This window comes from Oxynema mangrovii CENA135, assembly GCF_016632315.1.
GTDB lineage: Bacteria > Cyanobacteriota > Cyanobacteriia > Cyanobacteriales > Laspinemataceae > Oxynema > Oxynema aestuarii.
The window spans coordinates 1,359,501-1,376,293 of sequence record NZ_JAEOXH010000002.1; the positions used below are offsets into that span (position 1 = coordinate 1,359,501).

Below are 16,793 nucleotides of genomic sequence, written 5' to 3' on the forward strand. Positions count from 1 at the left end.
GATTTCCCCCGTTATCGTATTTTATTGTTGCTAGACTACAAATAGCAAATTCCCACCGACGGACGGAAAGCACGGTTATGCCTGGAGTCGTGAAAATCGAAATAGCCGAAACGGCTGACGAACTCAAAACCCTGTTAGGAAAACAAAAAACCTCTCAAAAGTTTCTCCGCGTGCAAGCGCTCTACCTGCTCAAAACCGGACAAGTCAAAACCGTAACCGATCTCTCCAATCTCTTGGGCAAACATCGGGTAACCGTTCAAAATTGGTTGAAACTGTATAAGAAAGAAGGATTGCAAGGATTATTACAAGACCGACATAGTGGGGGAAGAAAATCGAGTATTCCCGATTGGGCGATCGAAGAATTAAAGAAAAAAGTCAAAGAGAAAAAAGAATTTACAACCTACGGGGAAATTCAGCAGTGGTTTAAAGAGGAACTCGGCGTCGATGCCTCTTATATGGCGGTTTACGAGCTGGTGCGCTACAAACTCAAAGCAAAAGTGAAAAGCCGCAAATCCCGAACCGATCGCTGATTCCCCGATGCAACTCTCGTGAATCCATTGTGAATCAGTTAAATTTACAATCTCGTCTATTTTTATCGCATTTATTAGTGGCGATCGTCGGCGGTCTGAGTTCCTTAATCGTCGGAACAGTTTTAGCGCCGGATTTCTTTGTCGTCCATCTCGAACGACTGGCGGGAACCGATAGCGTCAGCCTCGGCGAATTGACTCCCTTACTCGTCGCCTTCAAAAGTGCGTGGCACCAAAGCACGTTTCAATCGGGATGCGTGGGCGCCTTGGCGGCGGCGGGACTCAGTTATTGGGTCGCCCGACGCTTGGTGAGTTTGCTGCTGGAGATGGAAGAAATTACGCAAGAGTTTGCCGTAGGACGGATCGATCGCCGAATGCCGAGTAGCGATATTCCCGAACTCAACCGCCTCGCCGCCAGTTTCAATCAAATGGCAACGGTTCTCGAAGGGGTCGAACAACGCCGTCGGGAAATTGTCACCGATTTGACCCACGAGTTGCGAACCCCGTTGACGGTGATTCGGGGCAATTTAGAAAAACTGGCGGATGGGGCGATCGCGCCGTCGGCGTCGATTTACCGTCGCTCGATCGCCGAAACCCGGCGTCTGGAACGCTTGGTGCGCGATTTACAGGATCTGTCGAAGGCGGAAGCAGGTTACCTTCCGGTGGATTTGCAAGCGGTCGATCTGAGGGGGTTACTCGGATCCTTGGTGGAAAAATTTTCCGAGCAACTGGTTGAAGAACCTCTGAGTTTGGCTTTAGAATGTCCGGTAGAGCTGCCAAACGTGCTGGCCGACCCCGATCGCCTCGAACAAGTTTTAGTGAACTTAATCGGTAATGCCATGAGCTACACCGAGCGCGGTTCGATTACCTTGCGCGCCTGGTGCGAGTCGTCGTCGATTTGGGTGGCCGTGGCGGATACGGGGGAAGGGATCGGCCCGGACGAGTTGGGCCATGTCTTCGAGCGCTTCTGGCGATCGCCGAAAGCCCGCGAACGCCATTCCCGAGGCACGGGAATCGGTTTAGCGATTTGCCGCCGTTCGATCGAGCTGCAAGGGGGCGAGATTTTTGTCGAAAGCGAACTCGGCGTCGGCAGTCAGTTTAAGTTTTACCTCAAAGCGGCCCAAACCCCGGCAGGACGCGACGAAGTGACTCCCTACCCCCCTCAAGTGTATAAAACATTACAGAACTTTAAGGAAACCAAGTGAAAATTGACATACAAATGACAAGGAAATGTCATCTCTTTGTCATATCAGTCTGCTAAACTTGGCATGTCACCGAGCTAGACGGCTAGCCGCAAGGCGAGGTCTACCGGAGATATTGGCTGAATTGACGGGGCAAATGCCCGGTGAAGCGTGCGATCGGGGTAACGATCGATCGCGATTGCAAAACACCTCAATCTCAGCCTAGGTTCTAGGGGTTATCCGATCTCGAACGCATGGAACACCACGCCCACAGGAAGGATAGCCGCCGAAGCGATCGGGCGATCGATCGTACTCGGAACGACGCAAGTCGAAACGGGGGAACCGAACTTTGTTGAATTCAAGTGAAAAACATGGGAGACAACAAGCGGATTGCCTTAGTTTCCGTTCATGGAGACCCCGCCGTCGAAATTGGTAAAGAAGAGGCAGGCGGTCAGAACGTCTACGTCCGTCAAGTTGGAGAAGCACTCGGACAGCAAGGCTGGCAAGTGGATATGTTTACGCGCAAAGCCAGTGCCTCCGATGCCGAAATCGTCGAACACAGTCCCAATTGTCGAACCATTCGCTTAGTGGCAGGGCCGGAAGAGTTCGTCCCGAGACAAGAAATATATGGCTACCTGCCCGAGTTTGTCGAACAACTGCAAAAGTTTCAACAACAACAACAATATTATTATCCTCTGGTTCATACGAACTACTGGCTGTCTGCAAAAGTGGGGATGGAACTGAAAAAACATCAGTCGATCCAGCAAATCCACACTTACCACTCGTTAGGCGCGGTCAAGTATAATTCGGTGAAAGTCGTCCCGACGATCGCCACCACTCGCTTGAACGTCGAGAAAACTTGTCTGGAAACCGCCGAACGCATCGTCGCGACCAGTCCCCAAGAACGCGAGCACATGCGATCGCTCGTTTCCAGCAAAGGCAATATCGACGTGATTCCCTGCGGAACCGATATCGACCGCTTCGGTCACGTCTCCCGCCGCGACGCCCGCCGTCAACTCGACATCGACCCCGCCGCTTTAGTCGTGCTTTACGTCGGTCGCTTTGACGAACGCAAAGGGATCGAAACCTTAGTGCGGGCCGTCGGTCAGTCGATGTTACGCGGCTTGGCGAATATCCAGCTCGCGATTGCGGGGGGATCTCGTCCCGGACAAAGTGACGGCATCGAGCGCGATCGCATCGAAGGCATTGTAGACGAACTGGGAATGCGCGACTTTACCAGCTTCCCCGGACGTCTCGGCGATGACGACTTGCATTTATACTATGCTGCGGCCAATGTCTGCGTCGTTCCCAGCCACTACGAACCGTTCGGCTTGGTGGCGATCGAAGCGATGGCCAGTGGAACCCCCGTGGTCGCCAGCGACGTCGGCGGCTTGCAATATACCGTCGTCAGTGAAAAAACAGGGTTACTCTGTCCGCCACAAGATGACGAAGCCTTCGCGAAGGCGATCGATCGCATTCTCAGCCAACCTCACTGGCAATTGCAACTGGGGAAAGCAGCGAGAAAACGTGTGGAGCAGAAATTTAGTTGGCAAGGGGTCGCCGCTCAACTGAGCGAACTCTACGAGGAATTACTCGTGGAAGAACCTGCGAAACAATTGGTTTCGGTCAGCGCCTAGAAACGCCATCTAAAATAACCGTTGCCAATTCTTGGCATTAACGTTTTTCAAATCAATCGATAAATTTGAGCCAGCCAGCAGGGTCTTCAGTTGACGCTTTGCTGGCTGGCCATTTATGGTGTGGACAGTTTTGCAGTTAGGTTCATGGTTGAGCTGGTTTTCGTCATTCTTTCGGTGAGTTTGTCGATCCTTTTAGGCGCGATCGCGATCGCTTTTTTATTTCCCCATCTCAAATCTTCCGACTATCGGGTGAAGAAGTAGTGGGGAAGTCCGGAACCGAGTGGGGAGGAGCGACCGACCGAGAACGGCTGGAGGACAAAATTATACTTCAGCCGATGCACTAAGCTGGCGATCGCCCGTCGTTGGTTCCCGGGCGATCGCCCAGGGACTCCAAAGGAGTCAGGAGGATCGCGCCCCCTCCGAACCACTGAAGTGAAAAGTGAATAATGAATAGTGAATCGCCACTTGTCTACTCATGTCTACTCAGCGCCTTCTCGAGGGAGAGCGTCGCTCACCTTGAAAGGGCTGCCTGTCGGCGAACCATTCAAAAAAAATGGGGTCAGTTCTCGGTTCGATCCGAACTGACCCGTCTGTTTGATTTCAGAGGGGAAGGGCTGACGACTCGGCGCGATCGCCCCGGGCGCCAGCCTTCCCGAACGGTTGCGATCGCACTTAGGCGATCGCCGCCATTTTGACGTCGGAGGTTTCGAGAATTTCCTGTAACTCTTCCGCGTCTACAGTTTCTTTCTCGATCAGCATTTGCGCGAGGCGATCGAGAACCGTTTTGTTGTTGACGAGAACATCTTTCGCCCGACGGTAAGCTTGATCGACCAAGTTACGCACTTCGTCGTCAATCGCCGCCGCCGTTTCTTCGGAGAAATCCCGTTCCGCCATGATGTCGCGACCGAGGAACATATTCCCCTGCTGGCGACCGAGGGCGACCGGGCCGAGGCGATCGCTCATTCCGAAGCGGGTCACCATCTGGCGCGCCACCCGAGCTACCTGCTGCAAGTCGTTCGAGGCGCCCGTGGTTACTTCTTCTTCGCCGAAGATAATTTCTTCCGCAATCCGACCGCCGAGGGCGACCGCCATCTGATTTTGGAGGTAAGCGCGGCTGTAAAGGCCCGAATCCATGCGGTCTTCACTCGGAGTGAACCAGGTCAATCCCCCTGCACGACCGCGCGGGATGATGCTGATTTTCTGCACCGGGTCGTAATCCGGCATCAAGGCGCCCACGAGGGCGTGCCCGGCTTCGTGATAGGCGACGAGGGTTTTGCGTTTTTCGCTCATCACCCGGTCTTTTTTCTCCGGTCCGGCGAGGACGCGATCGATGGCGTCGTTGATTTCGTCCATCGAGATTTCGCTCAAGTTGCGACGGGCCGCTAAAATTGCGGCTTCGTTCAACAAGTTGGACAAGTCCGCCCCGGTGAACCCGGGAGTCCGACGGGCGATTTTTTCGAGATCGACGTCTTTGGCGAGGGTTTTGCCTCGGGCGTGAACTTTGAGGATTTCGAGGCGTCCGGCGTAGTCGGGGCGATCGACCACAACTTGGCGATCGAAACGACCGGGACGCAATAAGGCGGCGTCGAGAACGTCGGGACGGTTGGTAGCGGCGATGATGATAATCCCGGTATTGCCCTCGAAGCCGTCCATTTCGGTCAGCAACTGGTTGAGGGTTTGTTCCCGTTCGTCGTTCCCGCCGCCGAGACCCGCACCGCGTTGGCGACCTACGGCGTCGATTTCATCGATGAAGACGATGCAAGGGGCGTTATTTTTGGCTTGCTCGAACAAGTCGCGCACCCGAGAGGCACCGACCCCGACGAACATTTCCACGAATTCCGAACCGGAAATGCTGAAGAAGGGGACCCCCGCTTCTCCGGCGACGGCTTTGGCTAACAGGGTTTTCCCGGTTCCCGGAGGGCCGACGAGCAGAACGCCTTTGGGGATTTTGGCGCCGACGGCGGTAAAGCGATCGGCGTTTTTGAGGAAGTCCACCACTTCGCTCAGTTCGAGTTTGGCTTGTTCGATTCCGGCGACGTCGCCAAAGGTGACTTGGGTTTGCGGTTCCATCTGCACGCGAGCTTTGGATTTACCAAAGTTCATCGCTTGGGAACCCGGACCGCTTTGGGCGCGGCGCAGGAGGAAGAACAGACCGACGAGCAGCAAGATTGGGAAGAACAGGCTGCTGAGGGCTTTAAACCAGAAACCATCGTCGCTTTGGGGGACAACTTCGATGTTGACGTTGTTTTGGGTCAGGATGTCGATCAGGTCGGGATCTGGCGGCAGGTTGACCATGACTTTGCTGCCGTCGGCGACTTGCACTAAGGCTTTGGAGCGATCGGCACTGATGCTGACTTTTTCAACGGCGTTATTTTCTACTTTTTGAATAAATTGACTGTAGCGCCACGTTTCGCGGGTTTGCGGCTGTTTGTCAAAGAAAGCGGTCGCCAAGGCGATGACGACGATCGCTAGTAGTACATATAGTCCGGCGTTTCTCCACCGTTTATTCACCGATATTCCTCCTGGATTACTGGATCTAGGGCGTTTGGGAGTGCCTTTTCTTTTAACTGTTAATTAATGTTAACACTATTTTCATTTACCCGGGGTGGGGGTGCTATATTTACGGATTTAACGGAAGGGAAAAAGAGGGGCGGCGATCGCGCAACCTCCTACGGGGGAAGGGCTAGAGCGATTTATGAGAGAGGGGCGATCGCCGCCTTTGCCGTTGGGGAATTGGCGCCACTGCACCGGAATCGATCCCGGTCGAATGCCCGCCGGGTGTCACTTAAGCATCGCGAGCGAGGTCATCGCATTCGTCGCAGACTACCACGCGATCGCGCCCTCGTTCTTTCGCTCGATAGAGCGCTCCATCCGCCGCCGCAATCAAATCTTGCGGGGAAGACGCCGAACTCGGCACTTGACTGGCGACCCCGACGCTGAGGGTGACGACCCCAGGGGGAACGCAACCACCATGAGTGATATCGAGTGCCTTGACCCGCGATCTCAACTGTTGGGCCACCGCGAACGCCCCATCGAGATCGGTATTCGGCAGGATCGCCGCAAATTCTTCGCCGCCGTAACGAGCCATTAAATCCGTACTGCGACGCACGCCATGACGTAAGGTTTGGGCGACGGTCTGCAAGCAGCAATCTCCTGCTTGATGGCCGTAAGTGTCGTTATAAGACTTAAACCAATCAATATCGCATAGAATGAGGGCTAACGGTTGTCTTTCCCGAGTCATCCGCCACCATTCTTGTTGGAGATATTCGTCAAATTTGCGGCGATTGGCGAGCTGGGTCAGTCCGTCCAAACTCGCCTGACGTTGTAATTCTCGATTCGCCGTCTCTAATTGTTGATAGAGATTGTTGAGTAACTCCGTCGCCAGTTGGTGAATTTGGGCGTGGGCTAACAGGAGTTGATGCACGTCGATCAAACGATAGTCGTTCGCAGCCATTTCGACTACGAGGGGTTCGTAGAGCACATGGGGCGATCGGTGCAGGACCGCTTGCGCTGCCATGACAATCGTCATGGAACTGGGCAAACAGAGAACGTCACTGTGGGCGAAACGGTAGAGGCTTTTAACCGGGCGTTTGAAAAACAGTTCGAGTCCGTAAGGACGGCTGAGATGCTCGAAAAAGCGACGGCGAGATATCATCCCTTCAAATTGGCCGTTATCTAATAAAACCACGCCGGGAAGTAGGGGATTGCGATCGAAGGCTTCGGCGATTTCTTTACCCAACCGATGGGATTCGACCTGAAATTGATAAAGAGATAATTCGCGGACGGTGGATTCTAAATGGAAGGTGGGCGTGCGAAATCGGGAAAATGACGCACGAGACAAGTCCGGGGTAGAGAGACTCAACATGCAGATCCTCAATGAAATGGATGAGTGGAAGTCAGGAAATCGAGCTACAGTTTTCCCCAAGGCTTCGATCGCATTTCCAGGGTTGAGATCGTGCAAACTTTTGTAAAAACTATCGCCAATCTACCGACCCGCAGCTCGTTTGAGGCGATCGCTCGGGGGCTGGCTACTGCCCAACTCAAAGATGCTCAATAATGCAAAATGTTGGCACAACTCTTGACTTCCATAATAATCGATCTCCTCTGGATTTTAAAAGAATACCCCCGCGATCGAGCGGTCTTTTAAAATCGTCAATATTTCTTAAATAAAATCACGAAATAACTCTCGCTTAATCAATTGGGGTTAATCCAACCTTAATGTTTTCTTAAATTTATTCCGTTGTTAATCGACCATTTTGCGATCGCCAGCATCGAGTCAAACATAAAAATTCAACGGGCGATCGCCCCCGCAATTATTAAATTTTGTACAGTTAATGAATAATTTGAATGATTTGAACTCTTGAAATAAAAAAGTCTACTCAAACAACCGAACCGCTCTCAAACCTCGTTAACCTCTAAACAGCGATCGATTCATTGATGAGCTCACGTTTTTAGACCTCTGTATTTCTCTGCGATCGATTCATCTAACGGTACTTAAACAAATTTCAACCCCAAATAAAGCCCAAACGCGCTTTGTAAGCGGCAAAGAGGTCTCGATTGAAGGTCAGCCACTCCACAAAGCGAAAAGAAATGGCGGTACGAAAAGCCTCTAAAGCCTCTACAAAAGTCTCTAAAGGTTTGTTCGCCCACTTTCTTCGTAAACCGCCCGTTAACTTCTGCCAAAGTATAAAAGTGTAGGCACAAAACAGCAAAATGAAATGCCGATGTAAACTCTTCAAACCTCTCGCCTGGCATTCCCGCCAACCCAACCATCCTTTGGCTTCCCGATAGAAAACTTCTATCCAGTTTCGCTTTGAGTAAGTGTTCACGACCCATTCGGCAGTCACTTTTTCGGAGTCTTCATTCGAGCTCAAATAATCAATTTCTGTCGCGTCCGCATAAGAACTTGCATTCATGACGATAGCAAAGGTTCTTTCTCCTTGTAGACGTGACAGCTCTGCCGTACCCGTCGCCACCCACAGGGTTTTGGGCTGGTCTAAATTTAGAGAAACTGACCTGAAGTCCTCTTCTGATAAGCTTTTGGCATATTCATCGAGGCGAATCTTTTGTCGATTTTCTCCCGATTTCTTCAGCCAAATTGTCCGATTTTTGGCGACGGCTCCTAGATACTTCAGTCGGCGAGATTCGAGTCCCTTTAACAAATTTGTGTTGTTACCATAGCCGGCATCCATGAGGACGATTCCCGGTCGATACCCTCTGTTTAAACTCCGGTCAATTAGTTCTAAAGCGATTTCGGGTTTCTTTTTGAAAGAGGGCGCTTTCTGGCCTGAGGGTAAGGAACTGGCTGGCTGATAGATTTCTACATCCAGAGGCAAATTTTTTTGGCCATCATAGAGATGGGTCGTTACCGCCACGATTCCGTTGTCGAGCTTGCCAATTTCTCCGATGTACTGTCTTCCCACGCCGGCGGTGAAGTTGCCGCTTTTTCGATGTCCTGTATCATCGAGCAATAAGGCAAATCCCCGACCCACTCGGGTTTGATGGCAGCAGTCCATCACCGCTAACCGACGTTCGTTAATACGCTTCTCCTCCCAAGGGGATTCCGTTATAAAATGATGTAAGCGGTTGTAAACTACTCCCACCGAGTCATTTGCCATCTGAGTTATGTTTTTTCGCTCGCTTTCTCCGAGTAATCCTCCCAAATAGTGTCTAAACCCCTTTTTTTGGGCTTGGGTTTTGAAGTCGGGGTCGAAACGCTTGCACCACTTCTCAAAGCAGGGTGGCATGGCGGCTGGGGTGGTCTCTCTCATGGGGACGCTCTCCACCTTAAATCCTTGTCAGTCAAGGGTTTTGATTTTATTTTACCTTTTTTACCGTTTAAGTACCGCTAACACCGCCAAAAGAATTCGCCGCTATCGACCCTCGGGGAACCCAAATAGGGCGGTTAGCCTTCCACAAGGCTTCAACGAGCTGGCATAAACCGAGTATAAAATATTCATATTCCATGAACTAACTACTGATACGCAGCCCTATCCCAATTTTGGCAAATATCGGGTGATTTGCGATTTCTCAGGCAAAACTCATTCGAGTTACCTGTAATTGAGATAACATCACAAGAGCGATCGCGCGATCGCCCTTGTTGCACCCACAAACCGTACAGCCAATGATTCAGACTTCGATCGCCCCCTTTCAAACCCAACTCGGCGCCCCCTTAACCAAGCGATCCATCAAGGTATTGCAAATCAATTTAGGCAAACGTTGCAATCTCGCTTGCACTCATTGCCACGTAGAAGCCGGACCGAAACGCACTGAAGAAATGACCCCCGAAGTGTGCGAACAACTCATCGAAGTCATCCGCCGTTTCGATCGCATTGAAACCGTCGATTTAACCGGGGGTGCGCCGGAAATGAATTATGGTTTCAAACCTTTAGTCGAAGCCGCGCGGGAAACGAATAAAGAAGTAATCGTCCGTTCTAATTTAACCATTTATTTCGAGCCGGGATATCAAGACCTTCCCGAATATTTTGCCCGCCATCACGTTCGCGTCGTCGCTTCGTTGCCGTGCTATTTAGAAGATAACGTCGATCGGATGCGCGGTTCGGGGGTGTACGACGGTTCGATTCGGGCTTTGCAATGGCTCAATCAATTGGGGTACGGCAGCGACCCGAATTTAATCCTCGATTTAGTTTACAATCCTCCCGTTCCCACCGCTCGGGATAAATTTGCTTTACCACCACAACAACAACCCTTAGAAGCCGCTTACAAAACCTATTTAAGGCAGCATTTTCAAATCGAGTTCGATCGTTTACTGACGATTACCAATTTACCGATCGGACGGACGAAATTTCACTTAGAAAAATACGGTCTCAAACGCCCCTATTTAGAATTTCTCGAAGCCAATTTTAACCCCGCCACTGTCGAGAATTTGATGTGTCGCGACGAACTCTCCATCGACTATCTCGGGAATGTTTACGATTGCGATTTCAATCAAATGGAAGGACTCCCGGCGCGCACGAAAAGTGGTGAAGCGCTCACGATCGCCAAACTGCTCGAATGGGGAACTCTAGAGGCGAGCGATCGCGTGCAAACGGCTCCCTATTGCTACGGCTGCACGGCAGGTTGCGGTTCGAGTTGTGGCGGTTCCCTGGTGTGAGACCGCGCCGAGATCGAAGCACCCGGTTTCTGACCGATCGAGGGAAAAGTATAGAAACCGGGTGTTTTAATCCCTCTTCTGTCATGGTCGGAGATAGCGATCGCCGATCGGTCGGTTTGTCGTGACCAAAAGCGGGGGAGATCTCGTGGCGATCGCGGGCATCTTGCCCGTGCTATGGTAAAGCAGGTGAGATGCCTGCTTTATGGAGAGCGATCGATGACATTCAAGTTGAAATGTCCTCCCTTAATCCGGCGGCGAGAACGATGGATGTTAACCTCTTGGGGTTGGGGAGTGGCGATCGCCATTGTCATGACAATTTTAAGATTGCTGTTTGGCAGCCTTTATCCCTTTCTGGCGGCGGTCGAACCGTTGCCGGAGGCCGAGATTTTGGTCGTTGAAGGTTGGTTGCCCGATTATGCTTTAGAGGCGGCATTAGTACAATTCGAGCGCGGCAATTACCGCCAGTTGGTGACTACGGGATTGCCGTTAGAACGGGGATCGTACTTGGTGGAATATCGCGATTTTGCCACCTTAGCCGCCGCTACCTTAGCCGCCGTAGGGGCCGATCGCGATCGCCTCGTGGCGGTTCCCGGTCCGGCGGTGATGAAAGATCGCACTTATGCGTCGGCAGTCGCCTTGCGCGAGTGGTCGATCGCCACGGAAACGGAAGTGAGGGCGATCGATTTAATCTCCCTCGGACCGCATACCCGGCGCAGTTGGCTGTTATTTCAATTAGCACTTTCTGAAATTGACGTGAGCGTTGGGGCGATCGCCGTCGAACCGATGGACTACGATCCGCAACGTTGGTGGAAAAGTAGTGCGGGGGTGCGATCGGTGATTTCCGAGGCGATCGCCTACCTGTACGCGCGCTTGTTCGAGGGGACGATCTAAAATGGAAGAACGGGGATTTTGGGTAGTTTGGTCGCAAATTTCCGGGATCGGTCCGGTATTGCTGCAACGGATTCGGCAACAGTTCGGTTCTCTGGCGGCGGCGTGGCGGGTCGAGGCGCGCGAACTCGGTGCGGTGGAAGGATTCGGACGGCAGATGGTGGAGAAAGTCGCGATCGCGCGATCGCAACTCGACCCGCAAAAAGTCTATCGAGAACACCTCCAAAAAAACCCTCACTTTTGGACGCCCGCCGATGCGGACTATCCCCGACTGCTGTTAGAAATTCCCAACCCACCCCCGGTGTTATACTATCGCGGACAGGTCGAACCCCTGGAGAATCAAGGGATCGTTCCCGCCGTGGCGATCGTCGGCACCCGCTACCCGTCCGAATACGGCAAACGCTGGACCTGGCGGATTACCAAAGCCTTGACTCAACGGGGATTCGCGATCGTCTCCGGAATGGCGAAAGGGATCGACACCGAAGCCCATCGCGCCTGTTTGGACTCCGGAGGACGAACGATCGCCGTCTTCGGCACCGGGATCGACGTGATTTATCCCCGGGAAAACGCCAATTTATATAAAGAGATTCAACAATCCGGCTTATTACTAACGGAATATAAAGCCGGGACGACCCCAGATAAATCTCACTTTCCCCAACGCAATCGCATCGTCGCCGCCTTGTGTCGTGCCACCATTATCATCGAAGCCCCCGCGCGATCGGGCGCCTTAATTACCGCCCGCATTGCCAACGAATACGGGCGCGATGTCTACGTCTTGCCCGGTTCCCTCGACAATCCCAACGCGATCGGCTGTTTGACCTTAATTAACAAAGGCGCCCAGTTAATTTTAGGGGAAGACCACCTTTTAGAAATGCTCGGCGAGATGCCCCCCTTAGATCTGTTAGCAACGGATACCTCACAACAGTTAGAATTGTTCGCCGAACCGAAAAGCGCGCCGTCCGTCGAACTCGACCCGCCACTGCGGCAAGTATTTGACGCCTTACCCCCAGAAGATACGCCCTTTGACGCGATCGTCGCACAAGCGGGAATGGACGCCGCCACGGTATCGAGTGCCTTATTGCAATTAGAGTTATTGGGTGTCGTCGTTCAGCTACCCGGAATGCGGTATCGGCGGAGTCCCTAGAGACCGTTCGCCGACTCGCTGAAATCTAAAATCTAAAATCTAAAATCTAAAATTCCTATAAGCTGGATTACGGCGCTTGTAACGGTTTTTAACCATGGTACGAATTAACGACAACTACCTCAAGCTCAAAGCTGGGTATCTGTTCCCCGAAATCGCACGGCGAGTCAATGCTTTCGCCGAAGCGAATCCCGACGCTCAAATTATTAAACTCGGGATTGGCGACGTCACCGAACCGTTACCGGAAGCGTGCCGGACGGCGATGGTCGATGCTATTAATGATATGGGCGATCGCGCCTCCTTCAAAGGATACGGCCCCGAACAAGGTTATTCTTGGTTGCGCGAAAAAATTGCCGCCCACGACTTTCAAGGGCGCGGTTGCGAGGTAGACGCCAGCGAAATCTTTATTTCCGACGGGTCGAAGTGCGACACGGGTAACATCCTCGATATCTTCGGCAAAGATAACAAAATTGCCGTCACCGATCCGGTTTATCCCGTTTATGTCGATACGAACGTGATGGCGGGACACACCGGTCCGGCGAACGACAAAGGCGAATATGAAGGGTTAGTCTATTTGCCAATTTCGGCGGACAATCACTTCACTGCTCAAATTCCCAGCGAAAAAGTCGATCTCATTTACCTGTGCTTCCCCAACAACCCCACCGGGGCGACGGCGACGAAGGAACACCTCAAAGCTTGGGTGGATTATGCCAGAACAAACGGGTCGATTATCCTGTTCGATGCGGCTTACGAAGCGTTTATCACCGACAGTAGTTTACCTCATTCGATTTACGAAATTGAAGGGGCCAGAGATTGCGCGATCGAGTTTCGTTCGTTCTCGAAAAATGCCGGATTTACGGGAACCCGTTGCGCCTTGACCGTGGTTCCCAAAACCTTAACCGCGAAAGCGGCGGACGGGTCGGAAGTCGAGTTATGGAAGTTGTGGAACCGCCGTCAATCGACGAAATTTAACGGGGTGTCCTACATCGTCCAACGCGGCGCCGAGGCGGTTTATTCCGATCGCGGACAAGAACAAGTCAAGGCATTAGTCGGATTTTACCTAGAAAATGCGGCCATTATTCGCGAAAAACTGACGGCGGCGGGATTGACAGTTTACGGTGGCGTCAACGCGCCCTATGTTTGGGTCAAAACACCGAACGGTCTGTCGAGTTGGGATTTCTTCGATAAATTGCTGCAAAATTGCCACGTCGTCGGTACCCCCGGATCGGGTTTTGGGGCCGCAGGCGAGGGCTATTTCCGCATTTCCGCGTTTAACAGTCGCGCGAATGTCGAAGAAGCGATGAAGCGGATTACGGCAACTTTCAACGGATAGAGGCGGATCTAAACCCGAATAGTAACAGCGCTAACCCCCCTCGCGATCGAGCTTGGGGGGTTAAAATTTAGGTACCCTCAATCACTACAATGAAGCGATTAACTGTTTAACCCGATCGCGGATTTCTTCACGAACGCGGCGGAAGGTTTCTAAAGGTTGTCCGTCGGGGTCGTCGAGTTGCCAGTCTTCAAACATTTCTCGCAATACCCACGCTTCGGGTAAATTGACGCCGCAACCGCATAGAGAAATCACGATATCGTAATCTTCGGGATTGAATTCAGTTAAAGGATCCGAGGTTTGGTCGCTAATATCGATCGCGATTTCGGACATGACGGCGATCGCCGTCGGATGAACGCGACTGGCTTCGAGTCCGGAACTGCTGACCCTAATTTTACCTTGTCCCAAGTGTTTTGCAAAGCCTTCCGCCATTTGAGAACGGCAGGAATTGCGCTTGCAAACAAACATTACTTTTTTGGTCATTTTTTGATGTTTCTCCCTTTGACATCGGTCACGAGATTATCCGAGAGGGCGGATACAACGCGGGTCCGGTAAAGAAGCTTTTTCCGGTTCTCTGGGGAACCAAAAAGCCGTTCGCTTACACAGATCGACGAGCATTAACATGACTGGAACTTCGATTAAAACGCCGACGACCGTAGCTAAGGCAGCACCGGAATTCAAACCAAATAACATTACTGCAGTGGCGATCGCGACTTCAAAATGATTGCTCGCACCAATTAAAGCTGCGGGGGCGGCATCTTCGTAAGTCAAATTGAGCTTTAATCCGACAACGTAGGCGATCGCAAAAATAAAATTGGTCTGAATAAACAACGGGACGGCGATTAAAACAATATGCAGGGGATTGTTGACGATTAATTCGCCTTTAAAGGCAAATAATAGCACCAAGGTTAACAGCAAAGCACTCGTCGCGACGGGACTGAGATATTTTAAAAAGCGCCGTTCAAACCATTCGTGTCCCTTATGTTTGAAAATCCAATAACGGCTGTAAGTTCCCGCCACCAGGGGCAAACCGACATAAATTAACACCGATAAAACAATGGTTTGCCAGGGAACTGTTAAATCGTTAGCGGCTAACAACCAGCGACCCAAGGGGGCATATAAAAATAACATGGTTAGGGAGTTAATCGCGACCATGACCAAGGTATGCCCTTGGTTGCTATAAGACAGATATCCCCACATCAAAACCATGGCGGTACAGGGGGCAATTCCCAGTAAAATTGCTCCGGCAATATAGGAGTTGGCTAGGGAGACTTCCGCACCGCGTAGCAGTTCGGTTCCCTGGAGGAAGGGACGGAACAACCAGCCGAGGAAGAATTGGGCAAAAACGACCATGGTAAAGGGTTTAATGAGCCAATTAACCACCAAAGTCAAAATTACGGGTTTGGGAGTTTTAATTGCCTGTTTGGCTTGGCTGAAGTCAATTTTTACCATGATGGGGTACATCATGAAAAATAGGCAAATGGCGATCGGAATTGATACTTGATAGACACTCATCGAATCGAGAGTGACGGCAAGTTTTGGAAAAATCCGTCCGAGGGCGATTCCGGCAAAAATACAGGCGAATACCCAAAGGGTCAGATATTTTTCAAAAGCGCTAAGTTTGCTCCCGGCGCGGACGACGGGAGGGTTAGAATCGGAGGTGTTCATGAGTTGAATTAATCGAAATTGTAGCGATCGCCCAGTTAAAATTGAGCGTGCTTTTGAGTGGCGTATCGATCTCGATCTCCCGGGGCGATCGCCTGTCAACAGCAGTACCGACTCGATCTCGCCTCAGAGGTGTTTTTCGAGTGGCTACCCTTCTATCATTTCAAAAAAAATTGATTTGTCAAGAGGGGGTAACGGCGGAGATCGCCTAGGGGCGATCGGGGTTAAAAACGGGAATATTATCGAGATTTAAGCCAATAAACCTCAAATATCGTTCAAAAATCCTAGGATTTTGCCTGGAGTTGAACCAAGGGAGCCAACCTAAATCAATCAATTTTAGTTGATGCAATTTCCGACGGGGGATTCTCCTCTGGAGACGCTACGCAAACGCCGTGTCGGAGGCAGAGATTTAGTAGAAGCGACCCGTCACGTACTCCTGAGTCGAGGACTGTTTGGGGTTGTGAAAGATAATTTCGGTGAGGTCGTATTCCGAGAGGTAACCGACTTTGATCCCATTCGGCATATTTTTAATATTAAAAAACGCGGTCATGTCCGATACCCGCGAAGCTTGTTGCATGTTGTGGGTGACCATGACGATCGTGTAATGTTGTTTGAGTTCGTAGAGCAGATCGTCAATTTTTGCGGTAGAAACCGGATCGAGAGAAGAACAAGGTTCGTCCATCAAGAGGATTTCCGGTTTGAGGGCGATCGCCCGTGCAATACAGAGGCGTTGTTGTTGACCTCCAGATAAAGTCAGCGCATTGCGATTGAGGTTATTTTTCACTTCATCCCACAAAGTCACCTGACGTAAAGAATATTCGACCACCTCATCGATATCCCCTTGATAGCCATTAATTCGCAAACCCAAAGCAATATTGTCGTAAATCGATTTAGGAAAAGGATTGGGTTTTTGAAACACCATGCCGATGCGGCGGCGAATTTCCACCGATTTAAACCGATAAATATCTTTATTTTTAAATAAAATATTGCCTTGAATACGAGCATGAGAAACCAGATCGTTAAGTCGATTAAAACAGCGAATGAGCGTACTTTTACCGCATCCCGACGGACCGATTAAAGTGGTAATTTGATGAGCATATAAATCCAGATTGATATCTTTTAAAACTAGGTTATTGCCATAATAAACTGATAAATTTCGACAAGATAAAGCGACTTCGGGGGATTCGGGCAAAACAGGTTCGAGATTCATCGACAGGGACCTCTGAGGGAAACGAGGGATAAGCGATCGTCGCAGAAGTAAAAGAGAAAAAAGAGCGAGCATCGAGTGTGGAAACCTAGGGCGATCGCCC

General features: G+C 51.2%; 14 protein-coding genes. 8 read left to right on the forward strand and 6 right to left on the reverse strand.

The window, feature by feature from the left end:
- Positions 1–77: 77 nt before the first annotated feature.
- The 3 genes from JJD41_RS19480 to JJD41_RS19490 all read left to right on the forward strand — a co-directional run bounded on the left by JJD41_RS19480 (position 78) and on the right by JJD41_RS19490 (position 3,345).
- Positions 78–530 (forward strand): helix-turn-helix domain-containing protein, encoded by a 453-nt coding sequence (locus JJD41_RS19480; RefSeq protein WP_200669126.1) that lies wholly within the window; start codon positions 78–80, stop codon positions 528–530.
- Between the two features lie 29 nt (positions 531–559).
- The gene (locus tag JJD41_RS19485; protein ID WP_200669127.1) at positions 560–1,732 is read left to right on the forward strand and encodes a sensor histidine kinase; all 1,173 of its coding nucleotides are present in this window, start codon (positions 560–562) and stop codon (positions 1,730–1,732) included.
- 347 nt (positions 1,733–2,079) lie between these two features.
- The gene (locus tag JJD41_RS19490) at positions 2,080–3,345 is read left to right on the forward strand and encodes a glycosyltransferase (RefSeq protein WP_200669128.1); all 1,266 of its coding nucleotides are present in this window, start codon (positions 2,080–2,082) and stop codon (positions 3,343–3,345) included.
- Between the two features lie 672 nt (positions 3,346–4,017).
- On the opposite strand, the gene ftsH3 is transcribed toward JJD41_RS19490, so the two are convergent.
- Together ftsH3 and JJD41_RS19500 are read right to left on the reverse strand one after the other, a co-directional pair.
- Entirely contained in the window at positions 4,018–5,856 is a 1,839-nt protein-coding gene (ftsH3, locus tag JJD41_RS19495; RefSeq protein WP_200669129.1) for an ATP-dependent zinc metalloprotease FtsH3, read from the reverse strand.
- A gap of 274 nt (positions 5,857–6,130) precedes the next feature.
- Positions 6,131–7,210, reverse strand: a complete 1,080-nt coding sequence (locus JJD41_RS19500; protein ID WP_200669130.1) for a diguanylate cyclase — start codon at positions 7,208–7,210, stop codon at positions 6,131–6,133.
- 24 nt (positions 7,211–7,234) lie between these two features.
- Between JJD41_RS19500 and JJD41_RS19505 the strand changes: the two genes are divergently transcribed.
- Positions 7,235–7,402, forward strand: coding sequence for a hypothetical protein (locus JJD41_RS19505; RefSeq protein WP_200669131.1), 168 nt, complete (start codon positions 7,235–7,237; stop codon positions 7,400–7,402).
- A 448-nt stretch (positions 7,403–7,850) separates the two neighbouring features.
- Here JJD41_RS19505 and JJD41_RS19510 read toward each other — a convergent pair whose 3' ends face one another.
- The gene (locus tag JJD41_RS19510) at positions 7,851–9,116 is read right to left on the reverse strand and encodes an IS701 family transposase (protein WP_200669132.1); all 1,266 of its coding nucleotides are present in this window, start codon (positions 9,114–9,116) and stop codon (positions 7,851–7,853) included.
- 353 nt (positions 9,117–9,469) lie between these two features.
- Here JJD41_RS19510 and arsS point away from each other — a divergent pair, with 353 nt between their 5' ends.
- The 4 genes from arsS to JJD41_RS19530 all read left to right on the forward strand — a co-directional run bounded on the left by arsS (position 9,470) and on the right by JJD41_RS19530 (position 13,821).
- Positions 9,470–10,459 (forward strand): arsenosugar biosynthesis radical SAM (seleno)protein ArsS, encoded by a 990-nt coding sequence (gene arsS, locus JJD41_RS19515; protein WP_200669133.1) that lies wholly within the window; start codon positions 9,470–9,472, stop codon positions 10,457–10,459.
- 267 nt (positions 10,460–10,726) lie between these two features.
- Positions 10,727–11,350 carry a cytosine deaminase gene (locus JJD41_RS19520; RefSeq protein WP_200669134.1) on the forward strand — a complete coding sequence of 208 codons (624 nt, stop codon included), beginning with the start codon at positions 10,727–10,729 and terminating at the stop codon, positions 11,348–11,350.
- Between the two features lies 1 nt (position 11,351).
- Entirely contained in the window at positions 11,352–12,491 is a 1,140-nt protein-coding gene (dprA, locus tag JJD41_RS19525) for a DNA-processing protein DprA (RefSeq protein WP_200669135.1), read from the forward strand.
- Positions 12,492–12,585: 94 nt separating this feature from the next.
- Complete coding sequence (locus tag JJD41_RS19530; RefSeq protein ID WP_200669136.1) at positions 12,586–13,821, forward strand: LL-diaminopimelate aminotransferase; 1,236 nt, start codon at positions 12,586–12,588, stop codon at positions 13,819–13,821.
- Positions 13,822–13,905: 84 nt separating this feature from the next.
- Here JJD41_RS19530 and arsC read toward each other — a convergent pair whose 3' ends face one another.
- The 3 genes from arsC to pstB all read right to left on the reverse strand — a co-directional run bounded on the left by arsC (position 13,906) and on the right by pstB (position 16,693).
- Complete coding sequence (arsC, locus tag JJD41_RS19535; protein WP_200669137.1) at positions 13,906–14,301, reverse strand: arsenate reductase, glutathione/glutaredoxin type; 396 nt, start codon at positions 14,299–14,301, stop codon at positions 13,906–13,908.
- Between the two features lie 36 nt (positions 14,302–14,337).
- Positions 14,338–15,486, reverse strand: a complete 1,149-nt coding sequence (gene arsB, locus JJD41_RS19540) for an ACR3 family arsenite efflux transporter (RefSeq protein WP_200669138.1) — start codon at positions 15,484–15,486, stop codon at positions 14,338–14,340.
- A 406-nt stretch (positions 15,487–15,892) separates the two neighbouring features.
- On the reverse strand, positions 15,893–16,693 hold the full coding sequence (pstB, locus tag JJD41_RS19545) for a phosphate ABC transporter ATP-binding protein PstB (protein WP_200669139.1): 801 nt from the start codon (positions 16,691–16,693) through the stop codon (positions 15,893–15,895).
- Between the last annotated feature and the right edge of the window lie 100 nt (positions 16,694–16,793).

Excerpts from the sequence above, each read along its gene's own strand:
- arsS (WP_200669133.1), top strand. The coding sequence starts at position 9,470 with ATGATTCAGACTTCGATCGCCCCCTTTCAAACCCAACTCGGCGCCCCC.
- arsC (WP_200669137.1), bottom strand. The coding sequence starts at position 14,301 with ATGACCAAAAAAGTAATGTTTGTTTGCAAGCGCAATTCCTGCCGTTCT.
- pstB (WP_200669139.1), bottom strand. The coding sequence starts at position 16,693 with ATGAATCTCGAACCTGTTTTGCCCGAATCCCCCGAAGTCGCTTTATCT.
- JJD41_RS19520 (WP_200669134.1), top strand. The coding sequence starts at position 10,727 with ATGTTAACCTCTTGGGGTTGGGGAGTGGCGATCGCCATTGTCATGACA.
- JJD41_RS19490 (WP_200669128.1), top strand. The coding sequence starts at position 2,080 with ATGGGAGACAACAAGCGGATTGCCTTAGTTTCCGTTCATGGAGACCCC.
- JJD41_RS19500 (WP_200669130.1), bottom strand. The coding sequence starts at position 7,210 with ATGTTGAGTCTCTCTACCCCGGACTTGTCTCGTGCGTCATTTTCCCGA.
- JJD41_RS19480 (WP_200669126.1), top strand. The coding sequence starts at position 78 with ATGCCTGGAGTCGTGAAAATCGAAATAGCCGAAACGGCTGACGAACTC.
- arsB (WP_200669138.1), bottom strand. The coding sequence starts at position 15,486 with ATGAACACCTCCGATTCTAACCCTCCCGTCGTCCGCGCCGGGAGCAAA.
- dprA (WP_200669135.1), top strand. The coding sequence starts at position 11,352 with ATGGAAGAACGGGGATTTTGGGTAGTTTGGTCGCAAATTTCCGGGATC.
- JJD41_RS19510 (WP_200669132.1), bottom strand. The coding sequence starts at position 9,116 with ATGAGAGAGACCACCCCAGCCGCCATGCCACCCTGCTTTGAGAAGTGG.
- JJD41_RS19530 (WP_200669136.1), top strand. The coding sequence starts at position 12,586 with ATGGTACGAATTAACGACAACTACCTCAAGCTCAAAGCTGGGTATCTG.